At 66.9% G+C, this 18,576-nt stretch carries 13 protein-coding genes and 1 pseudogene; 4 read left to right on the top strand and 10 right to left on the bottom strand.

Annotated elements, in window-relative coordinates:
• Positions 1 to 5 precede the first annotated feature (5 nt).
• The 3 genes and pseudogenes from OG394_RS37715 to OG394_RS37705 all read left to right on the top strand — a co-directional run.
• Positions 6 to 191: pseudogene (locus tag OG394_RS37715) on the top strand (helix-turn-helix transcriptional regulator); the annotation flags it as partial.
• A 318-nt stretch (positions 192 to 509) separates the two neighbouring features.
• Positions 510 to 2,615, top strand: a complete 2,106-nt coding sequence (locus tag OG394_RS37710; RefSeq protein WP_328996913.1) for an NB-ARC domain-containing protein — start codon at positions 510 to 512, stop codon at positions 2,613 to 2,615.
• 145 nt (positions 2,616 to 2,760) lie between these two features.
• Positions 2,761 to 3,669 (top strand): hypothetical protein, encoded by a 909-nt coding sequence (locus tag OG394_RS37705; RefSeq protein WP_328992097.1) that lies wholly within the window; start codon positions 2,761 to 2,763, stop codon positions 3,667 to 3,669.
• A gap of 11 nt (positions 3,670 to 3,680) precedes the next feature.
• Here OG394_RS37705 and rsrA read toward each other — a convergent pair whose 3' ends face one another.
• The 7 genes from rsrA to OG394_RS37670 form a co-directional block, all read right to left on the bottom strand.
• Complete coding sequence (rsrA, locus tag OG394_RS37700) at positions 3,681 to 3,956, bottom strand: mycothiol system anti-sigma-R factor (RefSeq protein ID WP_328992096.1); 276 nt, start codon at positions 3,954 to 3,956, stop codon at positions 3,681 to 3,683.
• Entirely contained in the window at positions 3,953 to 4,594 is a 642-nt protein-coding gene (locus OG394_RS37695; RefSeq protein WP_328996912.1) for a sigma-70 family RNA polymerase sigma factor, read from the bottom strand. The genes rsrA and OG394_RS37695 overlap by 4 nt, the downstream gene beginning before the upstream one ends.
• A 150-nt stretch (positions 4,595 to 4,744) precedes the next feature.
• On the bottom strand, positions 4,745 to 5,374 hold the full coding sequence (locus OG394_RS37690) for an alpha/beta hydrolase family protein (protein ID WP_328992095.1): 630 nt from the start codon (positions 5,372 to 5,374) through the stop codon (positions 4,745 to 4,747).
• Between the two features lie 210 nt (positions 5,375 to 5,584).
• On the bottom strand, positions 5,585 to 6,397 hold the full coding sequence (locus OG394_RS37685) for an SOS response-associated peptidase (RefSeq protein WP_328992094.1): 813 nt from the start codon (positions 6,395 to 6,397) through the stop codon (positions 5,585 to 5,587).
• 142 nt (positions 6,398 to 6,539) lie between these two features.
• On the bottom strand, positions 6,540 to 6,731 hold the full coding sequence (locus OG394_RS37680; protein ID WP_328992093.1) for a hypothetical protein: 192 nt from the start codon (positions 6,729 to 6,731) through the stop codon (positions 6,540 to 6,542).
• Positions 6,732 to 7,636: 905 nt separating this feature from the next.
• Positions 7,637 to 8,560, bottom strand: coding sequence for a hypothetical protein (locus OG394_RS37675; protein WP_328992092.1), 924 nt, complete (start codon positions 8,558 to 8,560; stop codon positions 7,637 to 7,639).
• 192 nt (positions 8,561 to 8,752) lie between these two features.
• Complete coding sequence (locus OG394_RS37670) at positions 8,753 to 9,571, bottom strand: hypothetical protein (RefSeq protein WP_328992091.1); 819 nt, start codon at positions 9,569 to 9,571, stop codon at positions 8,753 to 8,755.
• Positions 9,572 to 9,804: 233 nt separating this feature from the next.
• On the opposite strand from OG394_RS37670, the gene OG394_RS37665 reads away from it, so the two are divergent.
• On the top strand, positions 9,805 to 12,111 hold the full coding sequence (locus OG394_RS37665) for a sigma-70 family RNA polymerase sigma factor (protein ID WP_328992090.1): 2,307 nt from the start codon (positions 9,805 to 9,807) through the stop codon (positions 12,109 to 12,111).
• A gap of 37 nt (positions 12,112 to 12,148) precedes the next feature.
• Here OG394_RS37665 and OG394_RS37660 read toward each other — a convergent pair whose 3' ends face one another.
• Genes OG394_RS37660 through OG394_RS37650 form a run of 3 tightly spaced genes read right to left on the bottom strand, consistent with a single transcriptional unit; the run spans position 12,149 to position 18,221 of the window.
• The gene (locus OG394_RS37660) at positions 12,149 to 13,609 is read right to left on the bottom strand and encodes a discoidin domain-containing protein (RefSeq protein WP_328992089.1); all 1,461 of its coding nucleotides are present in this window, start codon (positions 13,607 to 13,609) and stop codon (positions 12,149 to 12,151) included.
• Positions 13,609 to 15,540, bottom strand: a complete 1,932-nt coding sequence (locus OG394_RS37655) for a glycosyl hydrolase family 8 (protein ID WP_328992088.1) — start codon at positions 15,538 to 15,540, stop codon at positions 13,609 to 13,611. Before OG394_RS37655 ends, OG394_RS37660 begins: the two co-directional genes overlap by 1 nt.
• Positions 15,540 to 18,221, bottom strand: coding sequence for a discoidin domain-containing protein (locus OG394_RS37650; RefSeq protein ID WP_328992087.1), 2,682 nt, complete (start codon positions 18,219 to 18,221; stop codon positions 15,540 to 15,542). The genes OG394_RS37655 and OG394_RS37650 overlap by 1 nt, the downstream gene beginning before the upstream one ends.
• Positions 18,222 to 18,576: the final 355 nt, after the last annotated feature.

Below are 18,576 nucleotides of genomic sequence, written 5' to 3'. Positions count from 1 at the left end.
GTGAAGTGGTGGGGTTTGCGGGGTTGTTGCGGGAATTTCGGACCAGGGCCGGGTTGACGCAGGCTGGGCTGGCGGAGCTGGCGACGCTGAGTCCGCAGGCGGTGAGCACGCTTGAGCGCGGGAAGCGGACGTCGCCGCGGCGGGAGACGGTGTTGTTGCTGGCCGAGGCGCTGAGGTTGTCCGATTACGACCGTGCGCGGCTGCTTTATGCGTCCAGGCCGGATGCCGAGCCGCCGCCCGAGCTGAGTGCGATGACCGGCGGGACGGCGGGCGCGGGCGGACGAGCTGGCGCGGGCCGACGGGCTGGCGCCAGCGGGACGGCGAGCACTGGCGGATGGGCTGGCGCGGGCGGCAGGGCTGGTGCGGGCGGACGGGCTGGCGCGGGCGGAGGGGCTGGCGCGGCTGGGACGGCTGAGGCGGCTAGGACCGGGGCTGGGAGGACTGAGGCTGGGAGGACTGGAGCCGGCAGGGCTGGGACTGGGGCGGGCGAGCGTAGTGACGTACCGAGGATGTTGCCGCCCACCGTCGGGGACTTCACCGGGCGCGAGCGGCAGATCGCGGAGTTGACCGCGGCCCTCGGGAGTACGACGAGCGTCGGGGTCGCGGCAGTCGTCGGCATGGGCGGTGTCGGCAAGACCGCGCTCGCCGTGCACGTCGCGCATCAGCTGGCCGAGGAGTTCCCGGACGGCCAGTTGTACGTCGACCTGCGCGGGTTCGGCCCGGATGACCCGATGCCGGCAGGCCAGGCCCTGTCGATGTTGCTCGCCGCCCTCGCCGTACCGGCCAACGAGATCCCGGCCGATCCCGTGCACGCGGCCGGCCGGTATCGGTCGCTGCTCGCGGGCAAGCGCGTCCTCGTCGTACTGGATAACGCCTCCGACGCGCAGCAGGCGATCGAGCTGCTCCCCGGGACGGCCGGGTCGGCGGTGATCGTGACCAGCAGGCGTTCGCTCACCACGCTGCCCGGCGTCCAGCAGATCCAGCTCGACACGTTCACCGACGACGAGGCGATCGGCTTGCTCGCGAGTGTGGCCGGCGATTCCCGGATCGAGGCCGAGCCGGCCGCCGTACGCGAGTTGATCGGCCGGTGCGGGCATCTCCCGCTGGCCATCCGGATCGTTGGCGCGCGCCTCGCGGCTCGACCGCCTTGGCCCGTCTCCCTGGTCAATACCCGGCTCGGCGACAAGCACCGCCAGCTGGACGAGTTGGAGCACCACGACCTCGGCGTGCGGAGTTCGCTCGGGCTTTCCCTGGAGCAGCTCGCGCAGAGCGAGGACGCGCGCGATCGGCAGGCGGTCGAGGCGCTGGTGGTGCTGACGTTCTGCCCGGGGCCGGATATCGGTATTCCGGCGGCCGCGGCGTTGATGGAGGTCGACACGGATACCGCCGAGCGGTTGATGGAGCGCCTTGTCGACAATGGCCTGCTCGAGACGCGATTGCCCGGGCGCTACCGCTTCCACGACCTGGTCACCATCTACGCCCAGGAGTATGGCGCCGCCAACCTGCCGCCGTCCGCGCGGCCCATCGCGATCGAGCGCCTGCTCAGGCTGTACGCCGGGATTGCGTGGCGCCTCGCCGACCTCCAGTACGGGCTGGACGAGCGGCAAACCTGGTACGACGCCGACCTGGTCGGGCCGTTGCCGGTGATCGACGACGAGGTCACGACCAGCGCGTGGTTCTACTCCGAGCGGCGGCATATCCGCGCCTTGGTCCAGCAGGCCCTCGGCATGAGCGAGCAGATCGACCGGCTGACCGTGCAGCTCACCACGGCCATGTTCCCCGTCTACCAGAACGCCAGCATGATGGGCGATTACCTCGAGCTGGCAATGCTGATTCGCGATCGCGCCGAGCCGTCCATGCGCGGTATCGCCAGTTACGACCTGGCCGCCGCCCTGGGCCACCTCGGCCGCTGGAACGAAGCCATCGACGGGATGCGCAAGGCCCTCGAGCTGTTCGTCGCGGCCGACGACCGGCATGGTCAGGCCGCCGCGTTGTGCAACCTGAGTTATCTCTTCGGCCTGCTCGGGCGTGCGGACGAGGGCGTCAAGGCCGGGCATCAGGCGCTGGATATCGCGAGTGTCCTCAACAGCCATTCGCGCGAGGTGCAGTGCTACCTCTCCCTCGGCATTCTGTACGGCCAGCAGGGCAATGCCGAGTGCGAGCTCGACTACTACGACCGGGCGCTCACCCTGCTCAAGGACGCCGATCGGCCGTTACGACTGGCCCGCGCGCTGAACAACATCGGTATCGCGCATCGCAGGGCCCACCGGCTCACGCGGAGCGCGGACGTGCTGCAGGAGAGCATCACGGTGTGCCGGCGCAACAACCTGACCACGTTCGAGATCATCGCCACCGTCGAGCTGGCCAAGACCCAACTCGAACAGCACGAGCTCGCCGACGCGCTCACCCACGGCCGGACCAGCGCGGAGCGGGCCAGGATCCTGCACGACCAGACCCTCGAAGCCCGGGCGCTGCAGGTGGTCGGCTCGGTGCTGGACGCACGCGGTCAGCACGATGAAGCGCTGGCAGAGTGGTCCGCCGCTCGCCGCCTGTATGCCGAGCTCGGAGCGAAGGCGGCGGTGGACGATCTCGAGCTCCTCATAAGCCCCAACTGAGTCTCAAACCGTGCTGGCCAAACCGGCACGTCCGCCTCCATACTGTGGGCCGATCCGGAGTATGGGGGCGATCCGGACCGCGGGCCGATCTGGCCCCCAATGGCCGCTCCGGCCTGGTATCCCGTCGTCCCCGAAGAGAGTCGCCGTGAAGTCGTACGTCGTCAGTGTGTCCGCCCTGCTCGTGGTCGCCGGTCTGGCTGGTTGTGGGGGTTCCGACCCAGCCGCGAGCAACAGCCCGAGCACGAGTACGACGGTCCCGGCCGACCCCGGCGGAACGGCAACTACTCCCCCGGGCCAGACCCCGACAACACCGACGCCCGGGCCGACCGACGCGACCGCCACGGCCACCCCCGGCGCGACGACGTCGATGAAGCTGCCGCCGCCCGTGAAGGGCCCGTTGACGCGGGACAACTTCGGCCCTCAGGTCGTACGCGCGCTCAAGGCCAAGGGCACGGTCGCCGTCACCGCGGTGACCACCGACGAGGACGGCCCGGCCTCGATCACGGCCAACCTGCGCTTCAAGGCGACCACGACGGACATGTCGGTGCGGGCCGACGACATCCACTTCGTCCGGATCGACGGCGTCTTCTACATCAAGGACAAGAGCCTCACGGGCAACGAGGCCAAGCCCTGGGTCAAGGTGACCAAGACGCCGAGCGCGCAGGTGACCATGTCGGCCGCGTTGGCCGAGATCATCGCGAGCCAGTCGTTGCCGCACCTCCTCGCGAACGGTGCGCCGTACGCCACCTTCACCCGCGGAGCCAAGGAGAGCATCGAGGACGACGTCGCCACGAAATACCGCCTGGTGATCGATCTGCGCAAGGCCGTCGCCGCCAAGGCGCTGAGCCCGTACGTCACCAGCACCCAGGACATGCCGAGGACCTTGGACGTCAACATCTGGCTCGGCGAGGGCAACCTGCCGGTCCGGGTGGCGTTCATGACCACGCGCCCGCAATCCGGCCGGACCAGCCTGCAGGCGACGTTCACCAGCTACGGCGAGCCGCTCCCCGTCAACGCCCCACCCGCCGACCAAATCGGCACGGCCAAGCGCTGAACCCGGGCTGACTACTCCTGGGTGGTGGTGATTTCCAGGCGGACTTCGGTAATGCGGGCCAGGATCTTCTGGCGGAGGGCGTCGGGGGCGTGCTCGTCGCCGCAGGAGCGGTTGACGAGTTTCTTCACGCAGCGCTCCAGGTCGTACTCGTCGAGGCAGGGGGCGCACTCGTCGAGGTGGGCCTTGATCTCGGCGCAGCTCGCGTCCTCGAGCTCGTTGTCGATGAAGACGTAGACCCGTTGCAGGATCTCTCCGCAGTCGACGTCGTGGTGTCCGCCGCAGCTCATGACTTCCCCTCCGAACCGGTCCCGGCCACAGCATCGGCCTGGGCGGACTCGTCCGCCGGGATCAGGCCCCGGTCGCGAGCGTAGTCCGACAGCAGATCACGGAGCTGGCGCCGGCCACGGTGCAGTCTGGACATCACGGTCCCGACCGGCGTGCCCATGATCTCGGCGATCTCCTTATACGGGAAGCCCTCGACGTCGGCCAGGTAAACGGCCAGCCGGAAGTCTTCCGGGATCGACTGCAACGCCTGTTTCACGTCGCTGTCGGGCAGGTGCTCCAGCGCCACCGCCTCGGCGGACTTCAGCCCGCCCGGGGTGTGCGACTCGGCGGCGGTGAGCTGCCAGTCCTCGATCTCCTCGGTGGGAGACTGCGTCGGCTGCCGCTGCTTCTTGCGGTAGCCGTTGATGAAGGTGTTGGTCAGGATCCGGTACAGCCACGCCTTCAGGTTGGTCCCGGGCGTGAACTGGTGGAACGAGCTGTAGGCCTTCGCGAAGGTGTCCTGCACCAGGTCCTCGGCGTCCGAGGGGTTGCGGGTCATCCGCATCGCGGCGGCGTACATCTGGTCGAGGAAAGGCAGCGCCTCGCGCTCGAAGCGCTCGGTTCGCTGCTCGGGAGTCTCGGTGGTCGTCGGAGTCGGCATCGTTACCGAGAATACCGGGCTCTTGACCAGAGGTTTGTCCAGCGTCATGGATCTCACTGCCATACCTGCCTCAACAAGGCTCGGCAACGACGCATTCCCACCTCAAACGACGCCTCAGGCGACGCCTCAGGCGACGACTCAGGCGACGACTCAGGCGATCGTCCGGGTGATCCACTCCAGAGTGGCCTCGACGAGCAGGTCGAAGCTCTCCTGCTGGGTCAGCTCGGCCCGTTTCGGCACCTTGAACGAGTGGTCGGCATCCGGTACGACGGCCATCTCGGTCAGCGGCGGGAACTCGTCCGGTGCACCGAACGGGTCCTTCTCGCCCTGGATGACGAACGTCGGCAGCCGGGTCCCGCGCAGCTCGTCCACCCGCGTCTTCTCCGGTTTACCCGGCGGGTGCAACGGAAACGACAGCGCCAGTACGCCGGAACCGCCGAGGCTGGTCGCCGTACGGCAGGCCACCCGGGCCCCGGCACTACGCCCGCCGAGCACCAGCGGCGTACGGATCCGGAGCTGGCCGATCGTCGCGATCCACGCCTCGTCGAGCAGCTTCGGCGCGGGCGCGACCTTCTTGCCGGCGCGGCGCCAGGGCTGCTCGATCAGGAACACGTTGATGTCCTGCCGCGGCAGTCTCGCCGCCAGCGCGACCAGATCGCCAGCCTCGATCCCACCACCGGCACCGTGTCCGAGCGCCAGCGTGGCGATCGGCCTCCGGGCCCGGTGCGCCACGATCCGTGCCTCACCCTGGGGTGTCGCCACAATGCGTTCATCGGTCACGGAGCGATTCTGTCATCTACCCATAGCAACGACAGCGCTCCAGTGCCCTGCGTTGGAAGTTGTTCGAGTGATTGCGGTGGTCAGGTGCGTGCATCGCGGTGCTGGAGGAGCGTCCTCGATGCGGAGCATCGTGGATGATTCTCCAGTGCCGTGAGGTGCGTGCCTGGGCGCCGCAAGCGCCGAAGAACTTCCAACGCAGGGCACTTACCCCTAGAACAACGTCGCATCGTCCTGTACGTCGGCTGCCACCACCTTTGCGTCGGCCGGGTCCGTGCCGTCCAGAGGCAGTGGATCGATCAGGTGGCGGCCGTTGTTCTTCACGGAACTGACCGCCTTCGATACCGGATACGCCTCCAACCGGCCGGGCGCGGCAGGCACCAGCAGACCGAGCAGGTCGTCGGGATCGGACTTGCGCGGATCCAGCCACGCGTCGTACCGCTCCTTCTCCACCAGCAGTGGCATCCGGTCGTGGATCCGGCCGAGGTCGTCGGTCGCGGTGGTGGTCAGCACCGTGCAGGTCCAGAGCCAGGCCTCATCCTTCTCCGGATCGGGCACGGTCTTGTCCCGCCAGATCTCGTACAACCCGGCCATCGCCAGCACGCCACCATCGGCCGGGTGGATGAAGTACGGCTGTTTGACGGGTTTGCCCTTGAGCTTCTGCTCCGTCTCGTACCACTCGTAATAACCGTCGGCCGGCAGGATGCAGCGCCGGGTCGCGAACGCCTTGCGGAAGGCGGGCTTCTCCGCGACGGTCTCCATCCGGGCGTTGATCAGCCGGCTGCCGATCGAGGTGTCCTTCGCCCACGACGGCACCAGGCCCCACTTCACCGTGGTGAGTTTGCGGATCACCTCGTCGGGTTTCTCCCGGTCCTTGCGCTCGACGACGGCCAGCACCGGATCGGTCGGGGCGACGTTGTAACTCGCCTCGACCTCCTGCACCGTCTCCCGCACATTGCCCGCGTCGATCTCGAACTCGACGACAAGATCACCCGGATCCCGGCTGGACGCATATCGACCACACATGCAACCCACCCTAGACAACCGCACGGACAAAAATGGAGGAACCGAAGCGGAGACCGATCGCCCACCCCGTGATGGGCGATCCGCCCCAGGTTGTGCGTCCCCGGTCACCCCCGTGGATGACCGAGACGGTTCAGGCGCGGGGTTAGACACATGCCTGAGTCCGCCCGCCGCGCTCAGCGTCGGCTGCCCCCGCTGTCGCGTGATGATCACCTCCCCAGTGCATCGCCAGTGCCCTCGCCAGCGCCGCCGCCACCTCATCGAGGTCGACGTCGACGGGCTGCTCGCCGCCGCCCGCTCCGGTCCGGTCCGGTCCGGTCCAAACAGCCTTCCGCACCTTGGCGGAGCCTCTACTACGCCTGGATCCAAGGAATCTGCGGGCACAACACGACAGGCCACGGGCCGCAAGGCGGGTCCGATAAGCCGATCACGTCGCCGCCAGGCCCTCTCTGTAATGACTCACTCGCCGAAATGTAACGACTGGATCACAATTCGCGATGTCGAATGCGTCAGAACGCTTCGATGTGTATCGCAGTTTCACGCTGGGAGGGATTTGGATGCGAAGGGCAATTCAACGGCTCGCCGCGGGGGCGACACTCACCGAGCTGGCGGCGGGAGGGCTGGTCGTTCCGGCGTCAGGGCAGCGACCGATGATGATCCACAGATCGTGGCCGGCGCGGTGAATGACGGGCCTGGCGGACCAGGCGGAGCGGCGTGTGTTGCAGCCGCCCGGGCTAAAGCGCCCAGGTGGTGGGCCTGCATTGGCAACTCACTCACCTATGAGAAGACCGCAAGCGACGGTCGTCGCACGGTGGTGAATGAGCAGGTCTCGGAGCCGAACAGCACACAGTCGTCCGAGAGCGTGTCCGATTCAGATGACACCAACTGCGAGTACACCGACAGCTGCAATGTCGTCGTCTCGGCCTACTGCTCCTGGGTAAAGGGCAACGCCGCCTATGGCGGCGGTGGCGACGTGTGGGGAAACTTCGACATCGTGTGGAGGCAGTGCTTCGACGGGCCGTGGCCGCGGTGGCGGCTGCACCTGATCTGGGACTCCGGCTATCAGGTCAACCCAGACTTCTTCTATGCGCAGGCCCGCAAGGAGGTCAACAACTTCCCTGACCCGGTGAAGGGATACGAAGAGCTGTACCCGGGCGCGATCCATGCCTATAACTGGCACGCCTGGTATCCCAGCACTGAGCTGACCGCGACTCTGCGTCGGTCCGATCGGCGTGGCGGCTGTCAGTACGCGTTCAGTGCTGCAGGCAGCCGCTTCGCCAGCTCGCGGACCCAGCCTCGGTCGAGGTCGGGATCGCAGTCGATCGACAGACACCAGTCTGCATCCCCGCCACGCATCAAATAGGCATGAGTGCCCTCATAGGGCGCCGCAGTGGAGCGGCGACGGTCGAGCACCAGCTCAGCTTCTCTGCGGGAGCCGATGCCTGCGACGCGGGCCACGAATTCACCGGTCGGTTCCCAGCCGCACAACTCGACATCGTGCGCATGGGGAATCGCGGCGCGGATCGCCTGCAACACGCCCTTCGCGCCTTCGGGAACCGCGGTAATTGGACGGTGAAGCGAGTCGTTGAGCAATGGGTGGTCGATCGGATTCGGCCCGGTTGAACCGATCTGCAGCTCACTCACTTCGGCGAACAGGTCGGCGGATGCCGGCTCGGTACTGCCGGCAGCGATCCTCAGCAGGAGCGGCAGTTCGGCATCGAACCACAGCCAGGCCTGACCATCTTTCGGTGATAGGGGCACCCGCCAGCACGGCCGGCCGGCGACAGAGTCGGCCATCACGGTCCCGACGAGGTCGACCCTGAGCCACTCCGATGCGCTGACCCCGGTCAGTGATGGGCGCAGCAGCCAGCTGGCTGGTTCACCGGACCATCCGCCGCCGACGTGCACCCTCCTTGCCACGCCGTCGGGTGTCTCCTCTACCTCGCGGCGGCGATCGCCGATCGCGCGCAGCTTGCCCGGCGGGCGTTCCAGCCGCCACCGGTCGGGCGGTGCGTACGCGAACGTGAACCGATCCGGCGCGACATCCGGACCCGCCGTGCTGCGCTCTACGCCCACGCCCGTGCCGTGCAGCCCAATCAAGGGTGACTCCTCGAAAACGCGCTGGACCAACTGCGCGAAGGACGGGATGCCGGACCTCGTTTCCATGGCTCCTAGTGTGGCTCGTTTGGCCGACTATGGGAGGCACTCTCACGCCGAACGGTGTAGACGTCGACATGATCGGCCGCCGCCGACAGGTTCAGAACGAACCGAAGCGGAGACGGATCGCCCACCCCGTGATGGGCGATCCGCCTCCGGTTGTGTGTCCCGGTCATCCCCCCGTGGAAGACCGGGACGGGTTCAGGTGCGGGCTAGTTCGTCGAGGACGCGGCCGGCCCACTGCACTGAGGCGGGCAGGCCTTCGATCCAGATCCGGGCGTACTGCGGTGGGTCGGAGTCGGGCCGCCACTGGGCGATCAGCGCGCGGAGCGTCTCCACCTGTTCCGGCAGGGCGTGGTCGCGCGGGACCAGTGCCGTGGCCCGCCGATTGCCCACGCGGCCGAGCACCTCGCCGGCGCAGAAGACGATGCGGAGGCATTCGGCGACGTCGACGAGGCGCAGCTCGCGGTCCACCGGCGACAGGCCTTGGCGCCAGATCGGTTCGACCACGACCAGAGCGTGGGTCGACGGTACGGACGTGCCACGGACTTCGGCCTCTCGGTAGATCTCCCCGAGCCTCGACCGGACGTGGGCCATGCTGGCCAGCCCGGTCAGTGGGTCCTCGCAGGAGAGGGAGTGCAGATAGGTCAAGGACGATTCGGACCAACTGGAACTGAGTGCGCGTACCGCCGCAAAGGCCGGCTCGCCCCCGGCGTGAGAGCGGTACAGCGCACCCAGTCCATCAAGTGCCTCGAGCAACGAGACTCCGTCTTCCGCCAACTGGCGGCCGACCTCACTACTCGCAGGCACGACATCGGCACCGTCCTGCAGGGCCTCGGCTATCGCGAGATAGGCGCTGCGCTGGGTACCAGCTGTTCCGTGCGACTCCCTCCAACCGCACGGCGTCCCCGAGTCGTTGTATGACGCTTCCGGCCGCTCCTGGGCGGGAGACCCCGCCAGGTCGTGGGTACGAAGGGAGAACAGGTCGAACCGCCTGCGGAGATCCGCGAACAGCGACATGCTCCTCCTTAGGAAACGCGCCCACTTTGCCGCCCGACCAGGTGGCCGGAAGCGTCGTACGGGGATGAGACAGCGCTCGAAGGAGTTCATGACGCGGATTCGCAGAACTTTTTTCGGGCAGTTTTTTTCGCGTCATGAAGGGTGCGCTCGCACGTCTCTCATGGGAGTCTTGATCCGGCCGCAATGTCACTGCATGTGACTTGCCGGTCACCTGCGCCTGAACGGAGAGTTAGTTGACCTCGACGGATGTACCTGAACCACCCAGTGATGCGGAATTCATCGCGCGGGTGCGCTCCGGTGACCTCGAGGCGTTCGGTGAGCTGTTCGCCCGGCACCACCTGGCCGCCGAGCGGATGGCCCGGCAGCTGGTTCCGGCGGCGGACGCCGACGACCTGGCCAGTGACGCGTTCGCGAAGGTGCTCGATGCCTTGCGCAACGGTGGCGGCCCGGACATCTCCTTCCGTGCGTACCTGCTGACCACCGTCCGCCGGGTGCACGTCGACCGGCTACGCGCGGGCAAGAAGGTGCAGAGCACTGACGAGATCGAGTCGTTCGAGCGCAGTCCGGAGTCGTTCGACGACCCGACCGTGACCGGGTTCGAGAGTGGTGCCGCCGCGAAGGCGTTCGCCAGCCTGCCCGAGCGCTGGCAGGCCGTGCTCTGGCATACCGAGGTCGAGGGCGAGAAGCCGGCCGTCGTCGCGCCGCTGCTCGGGCTCACCCCGAACGGCGTCTCCGCACTGGCATACCGGGCTCGCGAGGGCCTCCGCCAGGCGTACCTGCAACAGCACCTGGCCGACGTGGCCGGCGATCGTTGCCGCTGGACCACCGAGCGCCTCGGCGCCTACGTCCGCGGCGGTCTGACCAAGCGTGAGGACAAGCAGGTCCGCGCCCATCTGGACGAATGTGCCAAGTGCACCGCGGTCTACCTAGAGCTGGTCGAGGTCAACAGCGCTCTGCCCGCACTGCTCGCCCCGGCGCTGCTGGGTGCGGCCGGCGTCGGCTACCTGGCCGCGACGGGCGCGCACGCGGCTGGTGGCGGCCTGTTGGTCGGGTTGTGGCAGAAGGCAACAGAGAACAGCACCCGTACGGCGGGTACGGCCGCGGGAGCCGTCGCCGTCGTAGTGGCAGCCATCATCGCGGCGCTCGCGCTGACCGGCGGCGACGGCAAGCCCGAGGCGGTGATCCAGTCGCCGCCGAGCGTGCAACCGACTCAGCCGACGATCGCGCCGCCTACGGTGGTGCCGCCCACGGTCAAACCTCCGACGGTCAAGCCGCCCACGGTGAAGCCGACGACCGCTCCGCCGCCGGTGAACCCGACCGAGCCAAAGCCGACGGAGACCCAGACGACGGCACCACCTCGGCCCACCCCGACGCCGCCGCCCCCGCGGCCGACTCCGACGCCGACGCCCACTCCGACGAAGCCGACGCCTCCGCCGCCGACGACGCCGATCCTGTACGAAGGCCTGCTGACGATCAGCTCGCCTCGTGGCGGCGGCTCCCCCGGCAGCCCGATGGACTCGACCTCCCAGGCAGCCCCGCCGGCCACCGAGCAGCGGCTGCTGTCGATCTCCGTGCCGAAGGGCAACACCAAGCCGGTCGTGATCAAGGTGATGTACGGCAAGGCCCTGCGCTGGCCTGTCGGGAAGAACCCGGCGGGCTGGGCCTGCGTCGAGTCCACTGGCACCTGTACCGCGCGGAAGCCCTCCAAGCCGCACGACCTGCCGATCAGCTTCGCCACCCCGTCGGGTGGTTCGGCCGCGGACCGGACGTTCACGGTGACGGCCCGGACCGGCAGGTTGTACGACGACGACTCGCAGACGCTGGTCGCGCCCGAGGTGTTCGACGAGAACCTGCTGAAGGTCACCACCCGCAGTCCCGATCCGAACCCGGACGCCTACAACCGGGCCCTGCACGTCGCCGTACCAACGGGCGCGAGCGGCCCGGTGGTCCTGCAGATCTCGGTCGGCGGCTCGCTCGACTGGCCGATCCCCTCGAGCACTCCCGGCTGGTCGTGTAAACGCTCTGCCGGCACGTGCACCGCGGCGAACTCGCGCAACCCCGCTCCGTTGTACGCCGAGTTCGACGTACCCGAGGGTGGTGGCACCGCGCAGCGCACGTTCACGGTGAAGGCGCGCGTCGGTTCGTACTACGACAACGACGCCGAGACGCTGGCGCCCGTGCGCGAGGACGACGCGTTGCTCTCGATCGTCAAGCCGGGCCTGCTCAACGACCCGAACCCCCATCGGTACAACCGGTTCCTGCTGGTCAGCGGCGCACCGCGCAAGGTCTCACTCGAGATCAGCTACGGCAGCAATCTGACCTTCTACCTGAAGTCCAACCGGGGCTGGACCTGCGGCCGGGCGAGCGACAGCCGGCGAGTCTTCTGCTCGACGGACAACTACCTGAAGGCCGAGCGGTTCGACGCCGAGTTCGACGCGAAGCCGGGCAACGACGCGGCCAACAGATTGACCGTTCGGGCGGTGGCCCGCGGCCGAACCGACACCGACTCGGCCCCCATCCCACCCAAGTTCGGCTGGTAGAACCCCGCGGCCGGGTGTCCGGCCGCGGGGTAACCAGCTAAGGGGTGACCGGGACGTTGGTCAGCCCGACTTTGGCGTTGGTGACGGTGTTGCTGGCATAGACCTTGTTCGGGTTGGACGTGCACTTCGACGTCGACGTGATCTTGATGGCGTACTGCCCCACGTTGCCAAGGTCTGACTTGTTATTGCGCCAGATCGTGCCGCACCCGTTGGCGAACGACGGAGTGGTCGACGGGTTGTGCGTCTCGTAGCCGTTGACGAATGTCCCCGGTGAGGCGAACGTCCCGGTGTTGCCGTCGATCACGTAGTCGATGCCTTTGACATCGATCCACGAGTCGGCCGAGTTCTGGCCGCTGATGCCGGTGCCGTTGAAGGTGTTGCCCTGGATCAGACCGCCGACCGTGCCTTCCTTCACGTCGACGTGCTCGGCGGCGACGTTGGGCCCGATCTGGTTGTTCAGCACCTTAACCCGGTCGGATCGGTCGACGCCGCCGGAGTTGCCGTGGCACGCCCAGTTCGAGTTCGCGGAGCCGAGGTAGACGGCCTCGCCGTACCCGGGCTGAACGAGGCCCGTGTGGGTGATCTTGGAGTTCTTGATCACGCCGTCCGCCGAGGACCGCCTGAAGTGCACGGCCTCGTCGTCAACGTGGTGCACGTAGACCCCGTCGAGGGTTACGTGGTGGGAGTTGTCCAGCACGATGCCCTTCTTCGAGTCCTTCACGGTGAACCCGGTCAGGTTCCAGTACGGCGCCCCGTACAGCCAGAGCCCGTACCCGGAATCCCAGCCACCACCCGGTACCGGGCAGGACGGCGCGGTGCCGGATGGCCCGTCGTTGACCAGTACGGCGCTCGCCGGGCCGGTCAACGTAATCGGAGCCGAGGCCGTTCCCGCGCGCTGCGAAAGGAACGCGCCGTGGTACTCACCGGAAGCCAGCCTGATCGTCTGCCCCGGCTGCACATTCCCCAACGCGGCAACCAGTTGAGCCGAGGTCGACACGTCGATAACACTGCCGCCGGGATCGCCCGGATCACCTGGGTCGCCGCCAGTGCCGTAGACCTCGAACTCCCAGAGGGAATAGCCGTACGTCGTACCGCGCGCGGTGCCGTACATGCGGACGTAGCGGCCACTACCCGACACCGTGAGATCGTCGATCGCGCCGTTGCCGGTCGTGGTGGAGTAGATGTCGGTCCACGTGGTGCCGTTTGGCGAGGTCTGGATCTTGTACGACTTGCCGTACGCCGCCTCCCAGGTCAGCTTGACCCGGTTGATGGTCGCCGTGCTGCCGAGGTCGACGGTCAGCGACTCGGGGTCGTGGCCTTCGACGCTGGCCCAACGGCTGCCGGTGTTGCCGTCCACGGCCCGACTTGCTTCGAACCCGCTGCCCTCGATCGACGAGGACGTCGCCGGTTTGCCTTGTGAGAGCAACGTGTCCGCGGCCACGGCATTGGTTGCTGGTAGCAATAGTCCTATCGCTAGGACGATGATGGCCTTCTTCATCAGGGCACCCAGTGGTTGTGGGTGGCGGTGATCATGACCTGAAGCTGAATACTGGCCGCGTAGTAGCTGTCGGTCGCGATCGGAGTCGCCAGCATCTTGTTCCAGATCGCGTCCAGCCACGCCTGGCTGCCGGAGTCGGTCATGGCCACCACGGCGAACGGGGCGAAGTAGGAGGGATCGCTGCCGGCCTCGATCTGCGTTCCGTTCAGCTGGTAGCCGGTGGCGATGTTGTTCGGGTTGCCGCCGGTCTTGCTCTTGACCCAGGTGTTGAGCTTGCGGGCGGCGGCGAGCGACTTCGTGTCGGCGCTGGTCACTGCGTCGGCGCCGATCCGCCAAGGGGTGCGGCACGCGTTCCACCAGTAGCGACCGTCGTACTCATGTTCCAAGACCTTGCCGGCCGCGGGCTTCGGGCTGGAGTTGGTGTTGATCACGAAGTCCGGCAGCAGCCCCGTGTTCGGCGCGTAGCTCGACTGCAGGGAGGCGATCACGTTCTGGTGTGCGGTGCGAACGGTGTCCCACTTGGTGTCGCCGGTGGCCTTCTTGAACGCACGGAAGTGGTCGATCATCCAGTCGGAGGTGCGGGAGATGTAGTAGTGCTCGCCACCCGGCTCACTCCAGTCGGCCAGCTTGAGCAGGTTCGTCTCCGGGTTGACCACATCAGCCTTGATCGCGTTGATGCGCCGGATCGCGAGCGCCTTGTAGTTGTAGGTACCAGCGCTGCCCCACTGCCGGTCTGCCAGCAGCAGGCCATAGGCGACATCCATGTCCGCGTCGGTCGCGTTGTCGCTACCGTTCACGCTCACGCAGGCGTCGTTCTGCTCAGCGGCCAGCAAGTCGGAGTTGATCACCGAGGGATGCGCCAGCACGTACTTGACCAATCCGTCGAAGATCGTCTTGGCCGCAGGGTCGGCGCCGGCCATCGTGGCGGTTACCACCATGCCGTAGCCCTGGGCCTCGCCCACGTACGGGTGATCGGCGTCGGGAGAGACGACCTCGTACCAGCCGTTACCGCAGTTCTGCTTGACGAATGCGGCCTTCCAGCGCTGGTAGTAATCCACAACCTTCTGGTCGAGCGTGGACTGGCTACCGGTCGGACGCAGCATGCCCGCCGCATACGGCTGCAAGTGGCTGCCGAACGGTACGCCCACGCCACCTCCACCGGTTTGCGTGGTGGCGGTCACGGAGTTGCTAGCGCCAGAGAGATTGCCGGCCGCGTCACGAGCCTTGACGGTGTACGTGTACGTCGTCGCGGCCGTGAGACCTGTGTCCGTGTACGTCGTGCCGGAGGCGTTGCCGACCTCAGTACCGTTGCGGTAGACCGTGTAGCCGGTTACGCCAACGTTGTCCGTCGACGCGTTCCACGCCAGCGAGACGCCGCTAGAGGTCGTACCGGTGCTCGCGAGGTTGCCCGGCGTGCTCGGCGGCGTGGTGTCACCCCCGCCGCCACCAGTGGTGCCGTAGACCTCGAACTCCCACAACGAATAGCCCCACGCCGTACCGCGCGCAGTGCCGTACATGCGGACGTAGCGGCCACTACCCGACACGGTCAGATCGTCGATCGCACCGTTACCAGTGGTGGTGGAGAAGATGTCCGTCCAGGTCGAGCCGTCTGCCGAGGTCTGGATCTTGTACGACTTGCCGTACGCCGCCTCCCAGTTCAGCTTGACCCTGCTGATGGTCGCCGTGCTGCCGAGATCGACCCTGATCCACTCGGGGTCATGACCTTCGACGCTGGCCCACCGGGTACCGGTGTTGGCGTCCACGGCCTTGGCCGCTTCGAAGCCGCTGCCTTCGATCGAGGAGGAGGTTGACGGTTTGCCCTGTGAGAGCAACGTGTCAGCGGCGACGGCATGGCCCAACGGAAGCAGCAGTAAACCCGCGGTGAGGAGGACGGCGCTCTTCAGCAGAGCGCCTTTCAGGGTGATTTTCATCAGGACATCCAGGGGTTGTGAGGGGCGGTGAATGACTTGAAGTTGACTGACGGCACCAGCGGTTGCGTGCTGCCGTAGACCTCGAACTGCCACAGCGAATAGCCCCACGCCGTACCGCGCGCAGTGCCGTACATACGGACGTAGCGGCCGCCACCTGTTACTGCCAGGTCGTCGGTCGCGCCATTCCCGGTTGTGGTGGTGTAGATATCGGTCCAGGTCGTCCCGTTGGCCGAGGTCTGGAGCTTGTACGACTTGCCGTACGCGGCTTCCCAGCTCAACTTGATCCTGCTTATCGAAGCCGTGGCGCCGAGGTCGACGGTGATCCATTCGGGGTCGTGGCCTTCGACGCTTGCCCAACGGGTCGCCGTGTTGCCGTCAACAGCCCGTGAAGCCTCGAAGCCGCTGCCCTCGATCGACGATGACGTGGCGGGTTTCCCCTGTGAGAGCAGGACTGCTGCGGTTGAGCCCGGCTGGGTGGTTGCAGTAACGGCGTTACTCGCCGCGGACAGGTTGCCCGCCGCATCGCGCGCCTTGACGGTGTACGTGTAGCCAGTGGACCCGGTGAGCCCGGTATCGGTGTGCGTCGTACCGGAGGCCGTCGCGACCTCGACGCCGTTGCGGTAGATCGTGTAGCCGGCAACGCCGGTGTCGTCCGTAGAGGCGTTCCAGGCCAGCGAGACGCTGCTCGAGGTTGTGCCAGTCGTACGCAAGCTGCCCGGCACGCTTGGCGCGGTGGTGTCCCCTGGACTCGTGCTGCCCTTGAGGAAGAGGGAGCCGGACGCGTCGGTCCGGGAGGCGTTCACGCCGGAGTTGGTGAAGTCCTTCGTCTCGTTGCCGGCCCAGTCGAGAATCGTGCTGCCGTTCAGCGCCAAGTGCTGGAACTTCGTGGCATCTGCGGCGGAGCTGCCGAACTGGTAAAGCCGTTGCCGGTCCGGGTAGTAGCTCTGGTAGGACCCGCCCTGCGTGGTCTGCTTGGTCAGGTCGTTGTTGTAGACAACGTTCTGCGGTCCGCTGGAGCCGGACCACGTGACCGCCTTGGGACCGGCCGCCCACCAGATCGGCCACCAGGTGGAGTCGTCGGGCTCACCGCCGCCTTCCCCACCGCAGTTGGCGCTGCAGTTCTTGGAGGCGTGCTCGAACGGTACAGCGACCTTGTTGTTCTCGAACAGGTTGCGCCGTTCCCATCCGCCGTGCACGTTCAGGTCGGAGTCGAAGTCGTTGCCGATGGCCACGTTGTCGGACGCGGACCACTGGAAGGTGAAGTGGCGCAGGTTCCGGGTGGTGTTGTACGCGTACAGGGAATCCCAGACGCGCGAGCCGCGGAAGTAGCCGTTGCCGCCCTTGCCCTTGTTCCACGAACCGTCGAACGACGACTCCTGGACCTGGACGTTCTTGGAGTTCTCGGTGACGACGGCGTGGGAGCCGGTCATATCCGTGCCCACGCGCCTGAGCCAGACGTTCGCCGCCCACTTGAGTACGACGCCGTGCTGGGCGTACTCGGGTGCCATGTTGCCGTAGTTGAACTTGGCGTCGGCCTTGTTCAGGTTGTACGTACCGCCGCCGAGCTTGGGCATGCCGGTCATGTCCTGGGTCAGCGTCAGGTCCTCGATACCGACGCCCTGCACCATCTTCAGCGGCGTGACGCGGCTCGGGTACGTCGTACCGCCGATCGCGGCGGAGCCGTCCGAGATGGAGTTCAACGGCAGGTCGTACTCCAGCGGCTTGTCGATCGTGAGGTTCTTGCCGGCCGTGTCGACGGCAGTGAGCTGGAAGATCTGCTGCCGCATATGGAGGTTCGTGTACTTGGTGGTGTCGGTAACCGTCTGCTGCTGGTAGAACTTCGCACTGTTGGCCGCACCGACCCACAGGTAGCCGCCGACCTTGAACCGCGTCATGTCCGCGTTCGTGGCGAGCTTGATCTGCGTGGTGCCGATGGCCGATGACTCGCGCAGCGGTACGCCGGCGGCCCAATGCTGGTTGACGCTTCCTTCGAAGATGTCCTTGCGGTTCGCCGGCGCCGAGGCGTAGTCGCTCGCGTACTTCGTGTGTACATCACGGGTCTGGACGCGAAGCAGGCCGCGGCCGGGCCAGGTCCAACCGCCTTTGCCAGCGCCGTGGGTCGCGCCGTCCTCGTCCCAGTCGCTGCCGTCGGGGGTCAGGGTGTCGTACCGGGTGTTGGCGTCCGGGCGGAAGCTCAGGATGGTCTGACCCATCCCTGCGCCCTTCAACAGCAGGTAATCCGCGTCGACACCGAGTTGACGCGTGACCACGATCTTGCCCGCGGGCAAGGTGATCGAGGACAGCTTGGTGTAGCTCGCGGTCGGCGTACACGTCGTCCTGATCGCGTCGATCGCCGCCTGCAGGCCGGTGGTCGCGTCACTGCCGTCGGCGCGTACGCCGTACTGGCTCGCGAGTCGTGCCGGGTCTATGTGGCAAGCGGGGTCGGGATGGGTGGCGGCGGTCGGCAGGGCGGCGCCGCCGCGATATCCGGCCTTGCTCCAGTCGGGCAGTCCGGCGACGGGGGCTCGCCGGTTCGCACTGGTCAGGTCGGGGATGGCCGCCGTCGGGCCGGTTTCCGCGGCGGGGGCGGCTTGGTCGGACAGTTGAGCGGCGGCGGGTTGGACGGTCAGTACGGATACGGTGACCGCGATTGCGGTCAGACTTCGAAGTTGGTGCGACATCGGCATTGTCCTCAGGGCGGGGCGGACAGGAGCAATCGCTGGTCTTAATCGTTAGGAAACTTTCCTAACTGATAGGTGAAGGTAAAACGACCTTTCCGTTGGTGCAAGAGCCCACGAATAACTGATCGATCGATCATTGTTTCCCCGCCTGGAGAGAGCGTGATCAAACTTGTTGCGGCTCTGTCCTAGGATGGATTTTGTTCGCGCTGATGGAACCGAGTAGCGCCGTTCACCTGTGGTCCAGAGAGTCGCCGGTAGCTGGGAAGGCGACGCACAGGCCGGTCGTGAAGACACTCCTGAGCGAATGAAGCGCAAGAGGCCGGATCACTCAACGTGGTCTGGTGAAGGTGTGGTG

It is taken from the genome of Kribbella sp. NBC_01245, from assembly GCF_036226525.1.
Taxonomy (GTDB): domain Bacteria; phylum Actinomycetota; class Actinomycetes; order Propionibacteriales; family Kribbellaceae; genus Kribbella.
Note: the sequence above shows the minus strand (reverse complement) of the source record. Positions and strands in the feature narration are given on the sequence as shown.